Genomic DNA, 17,332 nt, shown 5'->3' with positions numbered 1-17,332 from the left:
CTACGGACACTCATTCATGTAGCTCGCCATGGAGTCATGACATGCTGACTACACCCGATTAGGCTCGGCTTCCCAACAAGCGAAATCTCAGAGAACCGGATGTTGTTGGTTTGAAAGTTCCTGGCGCCTTGCCGCTGGTATTATTCAATTAGCAGGCGTCGGTACTCCGCTTCGGCAAAGCCGTAAGTATCGCCTGCCAGACGCAGAAGACGTTCTCGGTCGCGCACGATCACTCGGCCGCGAAGCGATCGAATTGCCTCTTCCTGCTCGAGTTTATGAAGTGCGTCCGTGACGCTGCTGCGCCTAACGCCGAGCATTAGCCTGAACTCCTCGTGAGTCATGCAGATGTCATCTTCACATACCCGATCGTGATAGAGCAGGATCCAACGCGCCATCCGCCGTTCGATCGAATGCGCGAGCGACGAGACGATGGTCCTGCTCATATGGGTCATCAGCACGCCCACGAAGCGGAGTAACACGGCACGGATCTTCGGGTGTTCAGCCAATGCTTCGTGCAATGCTGCAGCCGAGAGCCTCAGCGCCACGCCGTGCTCGGCTCGCATCACCACGTCATGTGGCCATCGGCCGTCACCGAGCAGCAGCGGCCAACCGATGAACCCCTCGTTCCCGACCAGCGCCACGGCGTACCGGCGGTCGCCTTCAAGGGAATCGAGCACCGCGGCGATCCCGGTCAGCGGAAAGCAGATGCTGTTCGCCGGGTCGCCAGCGCGCGCAATCATGTCACCATTGCGAAACGGCACCATCTCCAGATGCGGCACGAGCGCGGCGCGATCAGCTTCGCTCAAGACGCGCAGCAGCGCATTATCCGTAATTGGCCGCGCTCGCAGCGAGCCTTCACCTTCCGCGTCAAAAGACCGATCGTCCATGCGTCCGCCTACAATCTCGACGCTTGCTTCTCAACCTGGGTCTACTTTCGTACCGAAACACTGGGTCCCGTTTGGTGTTGATGATTTAACACCAACAGGAGGGACCATTGCGCACAACCATTTCGATGCTGATCGCCGCATCCGCCGCGATCGCCATCTTCCCCGCAGCCGCTCAATCGCCGCGCTCGATTACGGCACCTCCTCCCCCTCCGCCGCCCGCGACGGCTACCCAACCCGCCAAGGCGGCACCCGACATGCAGGTGGTCCTCGACGCGCTCGCGTCGCTCGGGGGCAAGCCGATCGAGACGCTGACTCCTGCCGAAGCCCGGATGCAGCCGTCGGCGGCCGATGGTGCCAAGGCGGTCATGCAGAAGAAGGGTATGTCGACTGCCCCCGATCCAACGGTGACGACGCAGGACATACCTTACGGCAGCGATCCCAAGCAGTTCGCGCGCATCTACAAGCCGGCGAACGCATCCGCTAGCGGCAAGCCGATGCCCTTAGTCGTCTACTATCATGGCGGCGGCTGGGTGATCGCCGACGTCGATACCTATGACGCTGCTCCCCGTGCAATGGCGAAGGCGCTGAACGCCATCGTCGTATCGGTCGAGTACCGTCACGCTCCCGAGTTCAAGTTCCCGGCGCAGCACGACGATGCGGCCGCTGCCTATCGTTGGACGCTTCAGAACGCGGCGAGCTGGGGCGGTGATCCCGCCCGGATCGCCACCGTAGGCGAGAGCGCGGGCGGCAATCTCGCGGTAGCGACCGCGATCTACGCACGGGACAACGGCCTGACCGCACCGCGCTACATCGTCTCAGTCTACCCGATCGCCAACAGCAGCATGACGCTGCCCTCGCGCCGGGACTCGGCCAATGCCAAGCCTCTGAACGGCGCGATGCTGCCGTGGTTCGGCTACTACTATCAGACCAGCAAGGCGGACGCGCAGGACCCGCGCCTGAACCTTGTTGCGGCGAACCTACGGGGGCTGCCGCCCACGACGATCATCAACGCGCAGATCGATCCATTGCGCTCCGACGGTGAGACGCTGGCAGCGGCGATGCGCACGGCCGGCGACAAGGTCGAGCAGAAGACCTTCCCGGGTGTCACTCACGAGTTCTTCGGCATGGCCAAGGTCGTGGGCGGCGCCAAGCAGGCCAACGACCTCGCGGTTGCGCGGCTCAAGGCAGCATTCGCGGCTCCTGCGCCGCGCCGCTGAGCGTGCCGGCGGCGGTCTAAAGCCGCCGCCGGCCATGTTAATTAGGACTTGCACCCATGACACAGACACCAGTCCGCTATTCTCCCGACGTCGAGGACGTCAAACCCGACGAGGCCGAGACGATCGCGAAGCTCAATGAGACGTTCGACACGATCCTCAAGAAGACCGCGGAGGATTATGATCATGCCGTCCGCTCGGTTCATGCCAAGGCGCACGGCTTCCTCGAAGGCACGCTGACCGTCCGTGACGGCCTACCGGCAGAGCTGGCCCAGGGGCTGTTCGCCACACCAGGCGAGCACAAAGTCGTAATGCGCTTCTCGACAAACGCTGGTGACATCCTGCCCGACACGATCAGTCTGCCGCGCGGTCTCGCTTTGAAGGTTATGGACGTCGAGGGCGAACGCTTGCCCGATGCCGATGGACTTACGCAGGACTTCGTGATGGTCAACGGTCCGGTGTTCCAGAACAAGACCGCCGACCAGTTCCTGAGCAACCTCAAGCTCCTCGCCGGCACCACCGACAAGCTCGAGGGCACCAAGGAGACGATGTCGAAGGTGTTGCGCGGCGTGAACACCGTGTTGAGCGCGGTCGGGATCGAAAGCCCCAAGGTGCAGACGCTCGGCGGCGCTCCCAGCACCGACCCGCTCGGCGAGACCTACTTCAGCGTCACGCCGTTCCGCTATGGCGACTATATCGCCAAGTTCGCGGTCTTCCCCGTGTCCAATGATCTCACCGACCAGACCGACACGACGATCGATGCCACCAACCGCCCCGATGCGCTACGCCAGGTGATCCGGTCCGAGACCCAGGTGCTCGACATGGAGTGGGAACTGCGGGTCCAGCTCTGTCGCGACCTGGATAAGCAGCCAATCGAGGATCCCACGACCGAGTGGAAGCAGGATGATGCGCCCTTCCAGACCGTCGCGACAATCCGCGCTGCGAAGCAGGACAGCTTCACCGAGGACAAGGTCCAGCAGATTAATGAGGAGATGCGGTTCAGCATCTGGACCGGCCTCGCTGCGCACCAGCCGCTCGGCAACATCAACCGGGCGCGCAACGCGACCTACCGCCACTCCGCCGACTTTCGCGCGCGCGTGAACGGCTGCCCGTATCATGAACCCTCGGCCGCCTAGGCCTGAACCGCACTGCAAAGGATCTAGCATGACCAAGGCTCTCGGCTACGCAGCCAAGCACTCTTTCAGCCGTCTGAAGCCGCTCGAGTTCGAGCGGCCGGCGCCCAAGGCCAACGAGGTTCAGATCGACGTGCTCTACTGCGGCGTCTGCCACTCGGACATCCACCAGGTCGAGAATGATTGGGGCAATACCGTCTACCCCTGCATGCCGGGGCACGAGATCGTAGGCCGCGTCAGCGAGGCGGGCCCATCGGTGACGCGGCACAAGGTTCGCGACCTGGTCGGCGTCGGTTGCATGATTGACAGCTGCAGGAGCTGTGAGCCTTGCCGCGAGGGCGACGAGCATCACTGCGAAGGTCACAATAGCTGGCTCGCCACCTACAACGGTCCGATGAAACCCGCCGCGCAGACCGACGACGGGGTCAACACCTACGCCGAGGACAACACCTATGGCGGCTACTCGAACGTGATAGTCGTGCCGGAGGATTTCGTCCTTCGGGTGCCCGAGAGCATTCCTGTCGAGGCGGCCGCACCGATCCTGTGCGCGGGCGTCACGACCTTCTCGCCGCTCCGCCACTGGGGCGTGAAGGCGGGCGACAAGGTCGGAATCGTCGGCCTTGGCGGTCTTGGCCACATGGCGGTGAAGCTCGCCAAGGCGATGGGTGCCGAAGTGACGGTGTTCACCACCGACAAGGACAAGATCGAGGCGGCCAAGGCATTAGGTGCGACGCAGGTCGTCGTCGAAGGCGACAAGCAGGCCTACAAGGACCTCGAGCTGAGCTTCGATTTCATCCTTTCGACCGTGCCCGAGAAGCACGAGGTTGACCCGTTCATCACGCTACTGAAGCGCAACGCGACCTTCTGCGCGGTGGGCGCGCTCAACGAGCAGCCCAAGTACAACAACCAGGAACTGATCATGCATCGCCGCACGCTGGCAGGATCGCTGATCGGCTCGATCAAGGAGACGCAGGACGTCCTCGACTTCTGCGCCGAGCACAACATTGCGCCCGACGTGCAGGTGATCGACATCCAGGACGTCAACGATGCCTACAAGAAGGTGAAGAACGAGGACGTCCGTTTCCGCTACGTGATCGACATGGCCTCGCTGAAGCGCGAGATGGATGAGGCGGCCTGATGCGCGCGCCTCCGTTCCCGCCGGCGCAGATGCCGGACGACCTGCGCACGCTCAACGACGAGATGGCCGGCTACATTTCGGAGCATCTGAAGGGGTTCGTGTCGAAGCGAGAGGACGGAGCGTTGGTCGGGCCGTTCGCCCCCATGCTGCGCTTCCCCGCGTTCGGCCGCGCCGCCTGGACCTACACCAAGGCGCTGATCGACAATTCCAAGCTGCCGAAGCCCGCGCACGAAGTGGCGATCCTAGTGACGGGCGCCGCCTTCAACTCGCGCTACGAACTATATGCGCACGAGCGGGTCGGCGAGGCCGCCGGACTGTCGGCGGAGAAGGTCGCGGCGATCGCTGCCGGCCAGCGTCCCGCCGACCTTAGCGAAGAGGAAGCTGCCGCCTACGACGTCGCGGCCGTGCTCGCCGGCCGGCGGCAACTGCCTGCTTCCACCTATGATCGCGCCGTACGGGCGTTCGGCGAGGAGCAGACCGCCGAGCTGATCTACCTGGTCGGCGGTTACTGCCTCGTCTCGCTGCTGCTCAATGCCTACGACATGTCGGTGCCCGGTCGCGAGGAAGGCCTGCCCGATGATCCCGAGGAAGAAACGGCGGGAGGGCGGCCATGAACGGCAAGCGAACGGCGGGTGCGGTCGCGGGTGCGCTAGTGGCGGGGCTCGGCCTCACCGCGATGATGATGGCGCAGGAGAAGAAGACCCGGAAAGCGTCCGAGCTGACCGACCTCGGCCGAGCATTCGCACATCAGCTCAGCGTGCACCATGTGCCGACGGGCAATGGCCCGCCGGACCCGCAGGAGCAGGCCGTCGTGCAGGGTGGTCACCTGCTGCTGTCGGCGTTGGCTGGCGTTGCCTATGCCGCAGCGACCGACGATGATGCCGGTGCTGTGCCAAGCGGCATCGCCTTCGGACTTGCTTTCTACGGGGTGGCGCATTGGCTGACGGGTCCGCTGCTGGGGGTGAAGCAGCCAGAGTGGCGCTCGGACGCCAAGACGATCGGCATGCATACGGTCAACCATGTCGCCTTCGGATTGGCGACCGCTGCCGGTGCCAAGCTGGCAACGAGGACTGCGGCATGAGCGACCTCTCCACGCCCGTTCGCATTACTCGCGGGATCGTCGCGGGTGCAATCGCCGGCGCCGTCGCCTCGTTCGCGATGGATCGCTTTCAGGCGGCGACGTCTTCGCTGCTTCCTTCCAACGGCAGCGATGACGAACCTGCGACTGAGCAGGCAGCAGATGCCGTTGCCAAGGCTGCGACTGGCCACGAGGTGCCGGACGCCGCCAAACCGCTGGCCGGGCAGAGCGTCCACTATGCGCTCGGGATCGGTCTCGGCATCGCTTACGGCATCGCTGCCGAGTTCCGTCCTTCGGTGACCACCGGCTACGGGACCGCTTTCGGGCTCGGCACGGCAACGCTGCTCGACGAGGCAGCGGTCCCCGCCGTCGGTCTGGGCGACGCACCGTGGAAGGCGCCGCTCTCGACCACGCTCTACGCCTACGCCTCCCATCTCGTCTTCGGCGGGACAGCCGAGATCGTTCGCCGGCAGGTCGACGGTACGCTCACCAAATCAGCGGAGTAGAACCATGAAACTCGATGGCAGGAAGATTGCGATCCTCATCGCGCCGCGCGGCACCGAGGAGCCCGAGTTTGCCAAGCCCAAGGCAGCGGTTGAGGAGGCCGGGGGTGCGGTCACCGTCATCAGCCTCGGCACCGAGGATGCGCAGACGGTCAACAACGACCTCGACCCTGGCGCGACCTTTAAGGTCGACAGGGCGATTGGCAATGTATCCGCGGCCGAGTTCGATGCGCTCATCATCCCGGGCGGTGCAGTCGGAGCGGACAAGCTGCGCGGCTCCAAGGCTGTCGTGGCGTTCGTCCGCGACTTCTTCACCGCGGGCAAGCCCGTCGCCGCGATCTGCCACGCGCCGTGGGCGTTGATCGAAGCGGATGAAGTCGAGGGGCGAACGCTCACCTCCTTTCCCACGCTCCAGACCGACATTCGCAATGCGGGCGGCGCCTGGGTCGATCAGGAGGTCGTCGTCGACCAGGGGCTCATCACCAGCCGCGATCCCGACGATCTGCCAGCCTTCTGCGCCAAGCTCGTCAAGGAGTTCTGCGAGGGCGCGCAGGCAGACCGGGCATGACGGAGTTGAAGTCCTTTGCCTGCACGATCCGGGTCTTCGATCCGGCCAGCGGAGAGACCATCGTGGAGCACATTTTACCGGTCGACAGCCCGGATGCCGAGCATGCCGCCGCTTCGACGCTGGCCAACGCAGCGTCGTTCACGACCAAGACCGATGGTGATGCCGTCCGATCGGTCGCATTCTGCTGCACGGCCGTAAAGCCGCGTCGCTGACCAGATTGTGAGCACCCCGAGGAGCCGTTCATGAAAGCCGTCGTCTTCCATGCCATCGGTGACATCCGCATCGAGGATGTACCCGAGCCCGTCATCGAATCCCCAAAAGACGCGATCATCCGCCTGACCGCGTCCGCGATTTGCGGCACCGACCTCCACTTCGTCCGTGGCACGTTCAGCGGAATGAAAAAGGGGCAGATCCTTGGCCATGAGGGCATCGGTGTTGTCGAAAGCGTCGGCGCGGAGGTCCGGGACATCAAGGTTGGCCAGAGGGTGATCATCCCGTCGACCGTCGGCTGCGGCGAGTGCCAGTTCTGCGCCAAGCAGTTCTACGCGCAGTGTGACAACGCCAATCCGGCGGGCAAGCGCGCGGGCACCGCCTTCTTCGGCGGGCCCGAGGGTGCGGGCGGGCTGAAGGGGCTGCAGGCGGAGAAGGCGCGCGTGCCCTGGGCCGACGTCAACCTCGTGCCGATCCCGGATTCGATCAGCGACGATCAGGCGATCCTGATGAGCGACATCCTGCCGACCGCCTGGTTCGGCGCGGACTTGGCTCAAATCGAGCAGGGCGACCACGTCCTCGTGTTCGGCTGCGGTCCGGTCGGCCAGCTTACCATTGCCTGCGCCAAGCTGATGGGCGGGCGCGTCATTGCGGTCGATCGCCTGCCCGATCGCCTCGACATGGCGCGGGCGCAGGGAGCCGAGGCCATAAACTTCGACGAGATCGACGTACCGGACGCGGTACTGAAGCTGACCGACGGTGACGGCGCACGCCGGGTGATCGACGCGGTCGGCGTCGACGCGCAGCATGCGCACGGCGGACCGGACGAGCCGGGCCTGCTCGGCAAAGCCAAGGAACTGGTCGAGCAGTACGCGATCGAACCCGCAGCGCGGAAGTTTGCCTCCCACTTCAAGGCCGGCGATAATCCGGGCCAGGTTCTCGACTGGGCGGTGGAATGCGTCGCCAAGGGCGGCACCATCTCGATCATTGGCGTCTACCCGCCCACCGACCGCACCTTCCCGATCGGTATGGCGATGAACAAGAACGTGACGCTGCGTATGGGCAACGCCAATCACCGCGCCTATTACGATGTGCTGCTCGACCATGTCGTAAGCGGCCGGCTGGACCCAGTGAAAATCCTCACGCAAGTCGAGCCGATGACCAACGCGATCGAAGCTTACAAGGCGTTCGACGATCGCCAGCCGGGCTGGATGAAGGTCGAGCTCGAACCTGCCAGCTGACCGGCATCGTCCACCACATACCGCTTGCCCCCCGGAGACCAAGCATGACCTATCTGCGCTACAGCGACGACATTGAGACCCCTGAGGAGAACGAGCAGGAGTCGATCGACGGCATCATCAAGGGTATGACCCAGGAGAGCCAGACCGTCGAAAAACGCGAAGGCCATGCGGTCCGCGCCAGCCATGCCAAGAGCACCGCCTGTGTCATCGGCGAGTTGACGGTCGCCGATGACCTGCCGCGCGAACTGGCTCAGGGGCTGTTCGCGCAGGCCGGCACCTTCCAGGTCGCCGTCCGCTTCGCACAGGGTCCCGGCGAGAACCTTGGCGACCGCGTGTCCACCCATCGCGGAATGGCGATCAAGGTGTTCGGGGTCGAGGGCGAGAAGCTGCCAGGCCACGAAGTCGACACCCAGGATTTCGTGTTCGCCAGCGGCACGACTTTCCCGGCAGGCACCCCGGCGGGCTTCCTGAGCCAGGCCAAGAAGATCGGCCTGACGACGCCGATGCCCGAAGGCGTGAAGAGCGCCGCTTCCTCGATCGCGCGCAACATCAACAAGGTGCTCAACGCAGTAGCTGGCGGTCCCAGCCCGACGCTCGACTTTTACGGCCACCCCTACAGTCACCCGCTCGATGACTATTACTTCAGCCAATGCCCGATCCGCTACGGCGACTATGTTGCAAAGCTGGGGGCCTTCCCGGTCGCGCCAGAACAGCTTGCGCTGGACGACTGGCAGCTCGACCCGCACGAGGACGAGGACGGCTTCCGGCACGCTGCGATCGCCTATTTCGACGAGCATGACGCGGTCTTTGAACTGCGTGCCCAGCTCTGGGCCAATGCCGAGACACAGCCGATTGAGGACACTTCCGTAGAGTGGCCAGCGCAGGACAGCGAGTATCGCACCGTCGCTACCATCCGCCTGCCGCGGCAAGCGGCCTATGGCGCGGAGCGGGTGCGCTACTTCGACGAGGTGATGACCTTCCGGCCAGCACACAGCCTCGCCGCGCACCGTCCGCTCGGCGGCGTGATGCGTGCCCGCCTGCAGGTATATCGGGCGCTAAGCGCGTTTCGCCATCGTGAAAACGGCATCGACGAGCAGAATACGGGTTCAATCGATCAGATACCCGCGCAATTGCCTTTCAGAGCGGAATAGCCGCGCTCGGCGAAAACAAACGAACAATTGAGGACCATGATTTCCGACGCTTTCCGTGACCCTTCCTCGCTACCAGCCGAGCTCCGCTTCCTTGCTGGCGGGGGCGAAGCGACGCGCCTGATCGTGGAGCGTGATTGGTCTTCCCACCCGCTAGGACAGCCGGCAACCTGGCCGGACATCCTAAAATCAAATCTGAGCACCATTCTGAACTCGCCTGAGTCCATGATCCTGGCGTGGGGCACCAACGAGCTTACCTTCTTCTTCAACGAGACGTATTTTCCGCTGCTTGGACCCCGCCTGTCTTGGGCGATGGGTGCCCCGTTCCATGTCGTCTGGGCCGACGCCTGGGCGCAGGCGAAGCCGATCATCGACGACGCCTTCGCTGGTCGCAGCCAGCGGTTCACGGATTTGCCTTGGACGCTCGACACGGACCGAGGGCAGTCCAACACCTGGTTCACCTTCTCCTATTCGCGCGTTCTAGACGCCGGCGGAGAGGTCGCCGGGCTATTCATCCTGACGAACGAGACGACCGAGCGCGTTCTGGCGGATGCGGCTCTGCGGGGCAGCGAGGAACGCCTGCGCCTGGTCATCGAAGGTGCGCGCGACCACGTCATCTTCACGACCGACGCCGGCGGCGTCATCAACACTTGGTCCGCCGGTGCCGAGGCGGTTTTGGGCTGGACCGCGGAGGATGCGATCGGCCAGCCCGCCTCGATGATCTTCACCCACGAGGATCGCGCCAACGGTGCGGACATCCGCGAGATCGCCAATGCGGCGCGTGAGGGGTGCGCCGACGACGAGCGCTGGCATCTGAGCAAGGACGGGACGCGCGTTTTCCTGAACGGGTCGGTCCACCCCCTTCCCGTCGATGCGCAGGGACAGGAACGCGGTTTCATCAAGATCGCCCGCAACGAAACTGCCCGGTGGCAGGCGCAGAAGGACCTCGAGCGCCTGAACGCCAACCTCGAACAGCAGGTGACCGAGCGGACCGAGGACCGTAATCGCCTATGGCAGCTCAGTTCTGATCTCATGCTGATCGCCGGCTTCGACGGCAGTATTCAAGCGGTGAACCCGGCCTGGACGAGGATCCTGGGGTGGTCGGAAAGCGAGCTTGTCGGTCACCCCCTCTTCTCCCTGATCCATCCGGACGACCTGGACCACACTGTCTCCGGTGCAGCTGGCATCGCGTCCGGCGAGGCCTATGCCCGTTTCGAGAACCGGTATCGACACAAGGACGGCAGTTACCGAGACATCGTCTGGAACGCGGGTCCGGGCGACGGCCAGATTATCGCGGTCGGACGCGACGCCACCGAGGAAAAGGCTGCCGCCGACGCGATCGTCGCGACCGAAGCGCAGCTGCGCCAGGCGCAGAAGATGGAAGCCGTCGGCCAGTTGACCGGGGGGCTTGCGCACGACTTCAACAATCTCCTCACCGGCGTGATGGGCAATCTCGAGCTGCTCCAAATGCGGCTCACCCGCGGCAAGCTCGACGACGCCGAACGCTTTATTCTAGCTGCTCAGGGGGCTGGCCGGCGCGCCGCGGCTTTGACGCAGCGCCTTCTCGCCTTCTCCCGGCGGCAGACGCTCGATCCTCGTCCGACGGACGTGAACAGGCTGATCCTCGGCATGGAGGATCTTCTCCGTCGCACGGTCGGTCCGCTGACCGACGTCGAGACGGTAGGCGCCGCCGGACTATGGCCGGCAATGATCGACGGGACGCAGCTGGAAAGCGCGATCCTCAATTTGTGCATCAACGCGCGAGACGCGATGCCGAATGGCGGACGGATCACGATCGAGACGGCGAACAAGTGGCTGGACGAGCGGGTGGCGCGCGAGCGCGATCTGCCGCCGGGACAGTATCTCTCCATCTGCGTGTCGGACACGGGAACCGGCATGACCGCGGAGACAATCGAACGGGCGTTCGAACCGTTCTACACGACCAAGCCGATCGGGCAGGGCACCGGTCTTGGGCTGTCGATGATCTACGGCTTCGCTCGCCAATCACATGGACAGGTACGAATATACTCCGAGATCGATCAAGGCACGACGATCTGCATCTATCTGCCCCGTTACGCGGGCGATGCCCTGTTGCTGGAAGAAGAGGAGGCGATCGCCAGCGCCGCCGCCGCTGCGGGCGAGACGATCCTCGTGGTCGATGACGAAGCCACTATCCGCCACCTCATCGACGAAGTGCTCGACGAGGAGGGCTACACCGTGATCGGTGCGGCGGATGGCGCTGCCGGGCTCAAGGTGCTGCAGTCGGGGGCGAAGATCGAGTTGCTGATCACCGACGTCGGCCTGCCCAACGGGATGAACGGCCGGCAGGTCGCTGATGCGGCGCGCGCTTTGCGACCCGGGCTCAAGGTCCTCTTCATCACCGGCTATGCAGAGAATGCAGCGGTTGGTAATGGCCATCTCGAGCCGGGCATGGAATTGCTGACCAAGCCGTTTACGATCCAGGCGCTGACGTCGAAGGTCTCGGATATGATGCGTAGTGGAACGGCTGGGTAGGCCCGCTCGCGAAACATGCAGGATGCCGATCAAGCGACGTTCGGAAGGCGCTGCTCGCAGGTCGAACGGCGTCGGAACGCAGGCTTTGGTCGCAGACAAGGGGTTGGCCATAGCTGCGGATGGCCGGAGGTTCGGCCGCCGCCTTTAGCGGGTCGCATTCACGTAGCGGACGATCAGAGCTCGTCCGTCTGGGCTATGGTCCTGACCCTCTATGCGATCGGCCACCCGCCTCCCCGGCTTGACGAAGATATTGGCATCGCAGCGGCTTTCCGCCGGGCTATAGACATTCCGATACGCCAGCGTCGCTCCCCCGCGCTGAGCTGGCCGCGCCGCAACGGCGACGATCCGGATCGTGCCATGCGCGCCAAGCAGCGCGGCGTAGGAGGGCATATCGACGGACAAGGCCCGGATCACGAGCGGGCGGCGGTCGATCGTAAGCCGGGATTGCGCGAGCACGCGGCCGGCGAATGCGTGTGCCTCGGCGGGGCTGATCTGCTTATCGCCATTGCGGTCGAGCGCGCGGATAAGCCGGCCGGCGACCTGCGGTCCAGCGGTCAACTCCAGCTCTAACCCGACCTTACCCGGCGATAAGGTCAGATAGGCGTTCTGCACGACCTCGTGCACCGGGTGGGCAGAGACCGCACCAGTCACCATTGCCGCTGTCAGCGCCAGCGTCGTTCGGAGCGCCTTCAACGTAGCTTCGTCCATGCCGAGCCATATTCATTTGTCGGATCGCGGAACATGTTGTGCGCGTGATTGGTGGCGTCGCCGTCCATGTCCTGCGGCGAGAATTCGATCAGCACGCGCGGACCTGTGATGCGGTAGTAGGCAGCACCGAGCGGCGATGTCGCTCCCCACCAACCGAAATAGGTCTGGTCCAGCGTCGCGCGTATTGCAGCCACCTGCGGAGCCAGATCGTCCGCGTTGAGGAAGTCGAGCCGCGCTTCGATCAGCCGAAGGAATTGCTGCTTCTGCCTCGGAGTCATCGCACTGCCCGGCAGGCCTTCGGGCTGGAGTACCTGGCCATCATGACCAGGACCAAGCACGAGATCGATTTTCTGCGTTGAGCGGACTGCCAATTTTGTCTGACCGGGCGTCAATGCCCGCATCAGCGCCTGCGCCTGGAGGACCTCGTTCTCGACGATGTAGATGCGCTTGCCGTTGCGGATGAACTTCAGCGGTTCACCGCCGGTGAGGCTAGGCGACAACGTGACCTGCGGCCCCGCCACGGTAGCGTTGATCGCCAGGTGATGTCCTCCGAACTGGAACGTCCAGGCACGGTCGAGCGACGGCATGCCAACCATGCTGACGAAATAGCGATCTGCTCCAAACATCGTGGGTTCTTTGCGAGCAAGGATGTCGTCGGCTTGCATCTGCTCGATGACCATCTCCATGCCTTGCGGACTCAGCACCGCCCGCAGCAGCGCAGTCAGGCGGCCGCGCTGCTGCGCCGTCAACTTGCCCCAGGGCGTGCCCGCACGTGGCACGAAGCCAGTTGGAAAGTTGGACCATTTTACCCGCTGCGCCCCATCCGAAAACGGAAACAGCACGGCCTTTCGCTGCGACGCATCGAGGCTGCTCAGAAATTCCTGCGCTGCCGTGACGATGCGGCGCGATTGATCGTCAGGAGCCTCCGAGTGGATCAACGATCCCGGCGCGCCGTCACCGACGGGTGTGGAAACGGGCGGACCGCCCCTGCCGCAGGCTGAAAGCATGGCAAATGCGGTGATGAAGGAAAAGGACTGACGACGCTTCATCATCAGACTCTTCCTGACGGATGCACTGACCGCAAGCCGCCTTATCAGAACCGGTCCAATCACTTGGCGCACCTCGCAGATATGCGGACGCCGCTCTCGCGGCTGGTCGACCCAGAAGCGGCCATCCAAGCCGATGTACCGGCTTACCAACTTCGGCCATTCGTTAATCAGTGCACTGCGAACGGCAGGTGATGTCACACCGACACGTTGTGCGCGCCGCCTGCCAGCATAAGCGCCGACGTATCCCACGCGATCTGCTCTTCCTCGTCAGCCGAGCAGGCTCTGACGTTCCCCGCATCCGCGCCCTGCTTGACCCCTGCCCAGACTAGATCGGCGCAAAGCGCGTTCCGCGTTTCGGCATCATGCTCGCCGATGCCGCCGCTGAAGACGAGTAGGTCGATGCCGCCCAGGCTGGCAATCATCGCCGCAATCTGCTTGGCGACCGATCGGCAGAAGATGTCGATGGCGAGCTGGGCGTCGGGAACGGCGAGCGCCAATTGCCGCAGTTTTTGCAGGTCGCCACTCTGCCCCGAGATGCCGAGGAGTCCGGATTCATGATCGAGCAACTCCTCCAGGCGACCGGCCGTCATCCCGTCCTTGCGGAGCAGGAACAGCAGCAGCCCCGGATCGAGATCGCCGCTGCGGGTGGCCATCACGACGCCCCCCGACGGCGTCAGTCCCATCGAGGTATCGACCGAGACGCCGTTTAGAACCGCGGTGACGCTCGCGCCACTGCCGAGATGCGCGACCACCAACCGCTTGGGCCGGTTGGCGCCGAGCTGGCGCACGATCGACTGGCAGGACAGACCGTGAAAGCCGTAGCGCCTGACCTCGGCAGCCTGGAGCGCCTTAGGCACGGGCAGGATCGCAGCGATCGCCGGCAGGTGCTCGTGAAAGCCGGTATCGAAACAGGCGATCTGCGGCGTCCCCGGATAGCGGCGCTGCGCCTCTGCGATCAAGTCCAGGGCGGCGCGCCCATGCAGGGGCGCAAACTTGCATGCCGCCTCAAGGTCGGCAATGACACCGTTGTCGATCAGCCTCGGCCCGAACAGCGTCGGCCCGCCGTGCACGATGCGGTGGCCGACCGCATCGGGTTGCGCTCCGTCCAGCTTTGCCGCGATCTCGTCGAAACTGGCGGTGTGATCGGGTCTATTCTCAACCGCGTCGGACACCACCGTTTCCGCCTGGCCCTTCCCAACGATAAAAGCACCAAATTTTAGCGACGACGACCCGCAGTTGATGGACAGGATCAACGTTTCCATCGCCAGTCGCGCACCTCGGGCAGATCGTCGCCCTCTTCGGCGACGTAGAGCTTGTGCCGCTCGATCATCGCCCAGTAGCGTGCGGTCTCCTTCGGCAAGCGATCTTTAAGCCGCGGCACGCGCTCGATCGTGTCGAGCGCCAGGCGATAACGGTCGAGATCGTTCATCACGACCATGTCGAACGGCGTCGTCGTCGTCCCCTCACCCTTGTAGCCGCGGACGTGAAAGTTGTGATGGCCATGGCGGGCATAGGCCAGCCGGTGCACTAATGACGGATAGCCGTGGAAGGCGAAGATCACCGGGCGATCGGTGGTGAACATCGCGTCGAACGCGCGATCGTCCAAGCCGTGCGGGTGCTTGGATTGCGGTTGTAGCACCATAAGGTCAACGACGTTGACCACCCGAATGCGGATATCGGGCACATACTCCCGCAGCAGCATCGCCGCAGCAAGCGTCTCCAGCGTCGGCACGTCCCCCACGCAGGCAAGCACCACGTCGGGCTCGCCTGCATCGCTCGCCCATTCCCAGATGCCGGCGCCGATCGTGCAGTGGCGCACTGCCTCGTCGATCGTCAGCCACTGCCATTCGGGCTGCTTGCCGGCGACGATCACGTTCACATAGTTGCGGCTGCGCAGGCAGTGATCGGCGACCGACAGCAGACAATTGGCATCGGGCGGGAGATAGATGCGGGCCACCTCCGCGGTCTTGTTGGCCAAATGGTCGAGGAATCCTGGATCCTGATGCGACGAACCATTGTGGTCCTGCCGCCAGACGTGCGACGTCAGCAGGTAGTTAAGCGATGCGATCGGCTTGCGCCACGGGATCGCGCGCGTGGTCTTCAGCCACTTCGCGTGCTGGTTCACCATTGAGTCGACGATGTGGACGAACGCCTCGTAGCACGAGAACAGGCCGTGGCGGCCGGTAAGGAGATAGCCTTCCAGCCAGCCCTGACAGAGATGCTCGCTCAGGACCTCCATGACGCGGCCGTCCGGGGCAAGGTCCGTATCGTTCGGTTCGACCTCGGCCATCCACGTCTTGCCGGTCACGTCGTACACCGCCTGCAAACGGTTCGAGGCGGTCTCATCAGGGCCGAATAGCCGCATGTTCGACGCACTCAGGTTGAGCGCCATCGCCTCCTTCAGGTAGCTGCCGAGCGTCGCCGTGGCGGCCGCTCTAACGGCGCCCGGCGCAGCGAGCGCAACCGCGTGCGACCGGAAATCGGGCAGCGCGAGCGCGCGCATCACCTCGCCGCCATTGGCATGAATGTTGGAGCCCATCCGGCTGTGCCCGGTCGGTGCCAGCGAGGCAAATTCCTCGCGGAACTTGCCGGCTGCGTCGAACAGTTCCTCCGCGCGATAGCTGCGTAGCCAGTCTTCCAACTGCACGAGATGCTCGGGATCCTCGAAGTCGGCGATCGGCACCTGATGCGCGCGCCACGTGCCCTCTACCGGTTTGCCGTCGACAATTTTCGGTCCGGTCCACCCCTTTGGCGTACGGAGCACGATCATCGGCCAGCGTGGCCTTATGCCGCTCGACGTGGCGGATCGGGCTTCGCGTTGGATCGTGCGGATATGTTCCAGAACTGTCTCGAGCACCCCGGCCAGCTGCTGGTGGACGAGCATCGGATCGTCGCCTTCGACGAAGAACGGTTCGTGGCCATAGCCGCGCAGCAGGCTGGCCAACTCCTCGTCGCTGATCCGGGCGAGCACCGTGGGGTTCGCGATCTTGAAGCCGTTGAGGTGCAGGATCGGCAGCACGGCGCCGTCGCGCGCGGGATTGAGGAACTTGTTGCTGTGCCAACTCGCCGCCAGCGCCCCCGTCTCCGTTTCGCCGTCACCGATCACGCAGGCGACGATCAGGTCGGGATTGTCGAACGCGGCGCCGTACGCGTGCGCCAGCGAATAGCCGAGCTCGCCGCCCTCGTGGATCGATCCCGGCGTCTCGGGCGCGACATGGCTCGGGATGCCGCCCGGCCAGGAGAACTGCCGGAACAGCCGCTCCATGCCGCCGCGGCTACGCTCGATCGCCGGATAGAGTTCGGTGTACGACCCTTCGAGATAGGTCTGCGCAACGATGCCGGGGCCGCCATGGCCAGGGCCGATGATGGCGATCATGTCGAGATCATGCTCGACGATCAGGCGGTTGAGGTGAACGTAAATGAGGTTCAGCCCCGGCGTGGTGCCCCAATGACCAAGTAGCCGCGGCTTGATGTCGGCCAGCGTCAGTGGGCGGTCCAGCAGCGGATTGGCGCGCAGGTAGATCTGGCCGACCGAGAGGTAATTCGCGGCCCGCCAATAGCCGTGCATCCGCTGCAGTAAATCCGGCGACAGCGGCGACGCCTCTGCGGCGCGGATGTCCACATGAGGATCGACGAAGGGCGGGCGTTGCAGCAACGCATCCATGTTCAAACGGCCTCGCTGTCGACCAGCGGTTCAGTGGGGCGCGCTTGGCCGGCCGCCGAATGGAGATCGGCCAGTTTGTTATGAATGGTGCGTTCGACGTTGCTGGCCGATCGATCGGCCATCTGCCGCTCGCTACGTGCGCGCGCCAAATGATTGCTGCGGATAATTGGCATAACCGTCTCCCATATCAAAGCGGGAGCGCTAGCGGTCTCTCAGCCGTCGCGGTGCCCAGGGCGGAAGCGACGATGTGCCTAATTACCACGTCCCAGCCTTTTGC

At 64.2% G+C, this 17,332-nt stretch carries 17 protein-coding genes; 11 read left to right on the top strand and 6 right to left on the bottom strand.

Annotated features, from left to right (window positions below):
* Positions 1-140 precede the first annotated feature (140 nt).
* Positions 141-887 (bottom strand): Crp/Fnr family transcriptional regulator, encoded by a 747-nt coding sequence (locus tag FFS23_RS12555; protein WP_137898863.1) that lies wholly within the window; start codon positions 885-887, stop codon positions 141-143.
* A 125-nt stretch (positions 888-1,012) separates the two neighbouring features.
* Here FFS23_RS12555 and FFS23_RS12550 point away from each other — a divergent pair, with 125 nt between their 5' ends.
* From FFS23_RS12550 to FFS23_RS12500, 11 genes are read left to right on the top strand one after another with little or no spacing between them, the layout of a single operon-like run.
* A complete protein-coding gene (locus tag FFS23_RS12550) occupies positions 1,013-2,104 on the top strand; it encodes an alpha/beta hydrolase (protein WP_137898862.1) in 1,092 nt (363 codons plus the stop codon).
* 56 nt (positions 2,105-2,160) lie between these two features.
* Positions 2,161-3,237, top strand: coding sequence for a catalase family protein (locus FFS23_RS12545; protein WP_137898861.1), 1,077 nt, complete (start codon positions 2,161-2,163; stop codon positions 3,235-3,237).
* Between the two features lie 28 nt (positions 3,238-3,265).
* Positions 3,266-4,372, top strand: a complete 1,107-nt coding sequence (locus FFS23_RS12540; RefSeq protein WP_137898860.1) for an NAD(P)-dependent alcohol dehydrogenase — start codon at positions 3,266-3,268, stop codon at positions 4,370-4,372.
* Positions 4,372-4,986 (top strand): carboxymuconolactone decarboxylase family protein, encoded by a 615-nt coding sequence (locus FFS23_RS12535; protein WP_137898859.1) that lies wholly within the window; start codon positions 4,372-4,374, stop codon positions 4,984-4,986. The genes FFS23_RS12540 and FFS23_RS12535 overlap by 1 nt, the downstream gene beginning before the upstream one ends.
* Positions 4,983-5,453, top strand: coding sequence for a hypothetical protein (locus FFS23_RS12530; protein WP_137898858.1), 471 nt, complete (start codon positions 4,983-4,985; stop codon positions 5,451-5,453). The genes FFS23_RS12535 and FFS23_RS12530 overlap by 4 nt, the downstream gene beginning before the upstream one ends.
* Positions 5,450-5,956: a DUF1440 domain-containing protein gene (locus tag FFS23_RS12525; protein WP_137898857.1), complete on the top strand. Its 507-nt coding sequence runs from the start codon at positions 5,450-5,452 to the stop codon at positions 5,954-5,956. The genes FFS23_RS12530 and FFS23_RS12525 overlap by 4 nt, the downstream gene beginning before the upstream one ends.
* Positions 5,957-5,960: 4 nt before the next feature.
* Entirely contained in the window at positions 5,961-6,521 is a 561-nt protein-coding gene (locus FFS23_RS12520) for a type 1 glutamine amidotransferase domain-containing protein (RefSeq protein ID WP_137898856.1), read from the top strand.
* Positions 6,518-6,733: a hypothetical protein gene (locus tag FFS23_RS12515; protein WP_137898855.1), complete on the top strand. Its 216-nt coding sequence runs from the start codon at positions 6,518-6,520 to the stop codon at positions 6,731-6,733. The genes FFS23_RS12520 and FFS23_RS12515 overlap by 4 nt, the downstream gene beginning before the upstream one ends.
* A gap of 30 nt (positions 6,734-6,763) precedes the next feature.
* Positions 6,764-7,972 carry a zinc-dependent alcohol dehydrogenase gene (locus FFS23_RS12510; protein ID WP_137898854.1) on the top strand — a complete coding sequence of 403 codons (1,209 nt, stop codon included), beginning with the start codon at positions 6,764-6,766 and terminating at the stop codon, positions 7,970-7,972.
* Positions 7,973-8,016: 44 nt separating this feature from the next.
* Positions 8,017-9,123 (top strand): catalase family protein, encoded by a 1,107-nt coding sequence (locus FFS23_RS12505; RefSeq protein WP_137898853.1) that lies wholly within the window; start codon positions 8,017-8,019, stop codon positions 9,121-9,123.
* Between the two features lie 36 nt (positions 9,124-9,159).
* The gene (locus tag FFS23_RS12500) at positions 9,160-11,634 is read left to right on the top strand and encodes a hybrid sensor histidine kinase/response regulator (RefSeq protein ID WP_137898852.1); all 2,475 of its coding nucleotides are present in this window, start codon (positions 9,160-9,162) and stop codon (positions 11,632-11,634) included.
* A gap of 144 nt (positions 11,635-11,778) precedes the next feature.
* On the opposite strand, the gene FFS23_RS12495 is transcribed toward FFS23_RS12500, so the two are convergent.
* The 5 genes from FFS23_RS12495 to FFS23_RS20120 form a co-directional block, all read right to left on the bottom strand.
* Positions 11,779-12,342 carry a hypothetical protein gene (locus tag FFS23_RS12495; RefSeq protein WP_137898851.1) on the bottom strand — a complete coding sequence of 188 codons (564 nt, stop codon included), beginning with the start codon at positions 12,340-12,342 and terminating at the stop codon, positions 11,779-11,781.
* The gene (locus FFS23_RS12490) at positions 12,324-13,394 is read right to left on the bottom strand and encodes a DUF3500 domain-containing protein (protein WP_137898850.1); all 1,071 of its coding nucleotides are present in this window, start codon (positions 13,392-13,394) and stop codon (positions 12,324-12,326) included. Before FFS23_RS12490 ends, FFS23_RS12495 begins: the two co-directional genes overlap by 19 nt.
* A gap of 191 nt (positions 13,395-13,585) precedes the next feature.
* Positions 13,586-14,653 carry an acetate/propionate family kinase gene (locus FFS23_RS12485; protein WP_137898849.1) on the bottom strand — a complete coding sequence of 356 codons (1,068 nt, stop codon included), beginning with the start codon at positions 14,651-14,653 and terminating at the stop codon, positions 13,586-13,588.
* Positions 14,641-17,055 carry a phosphoketolase family protein gene (locus FFS23_RS12480; RefSeq protein ID WP_137898848.1) on the bottom strand — a complete coding sequence of 805 codons (2,415 nt, stop codon included), beginning with the start codon at positions 17,053-17,055 and terminating at the stop codon, positions 14,641-14,643. Before FFS23_RS12480 ends, FFS23_RS12485 begins: the two co-directional genes overlap by 13 nt.
* 2 nt (positions 17,056-17,057) lie before the next feature.
* Entirely contained in the window at positions 17,058-17,228 is a 171-nt protein-coding gene (locus tag FFS23_RS20120) for a hypothetical protein (RefSeq protein WP_171009471.1), read from the bottom strand.
* Positions 17,229-17,332 lie beyond the last annotated feature (104 nt).

It is taken from the genome of Sphingomonas sp. 2SG (genome assembly GCF_005503285.1).
Classification (GTDB): domain Bacteria; phylum Pseudomonadota; class Alphaproteobacteria; order Sphingomonadales; family Sphingomonadaceae; genus Sphingomonas; species Sphingomonas taxi.
Note: the sequence above shows the minus strand (reverse complement) of the source record. Positions and strands in the feature narration are given on the sequence as shown.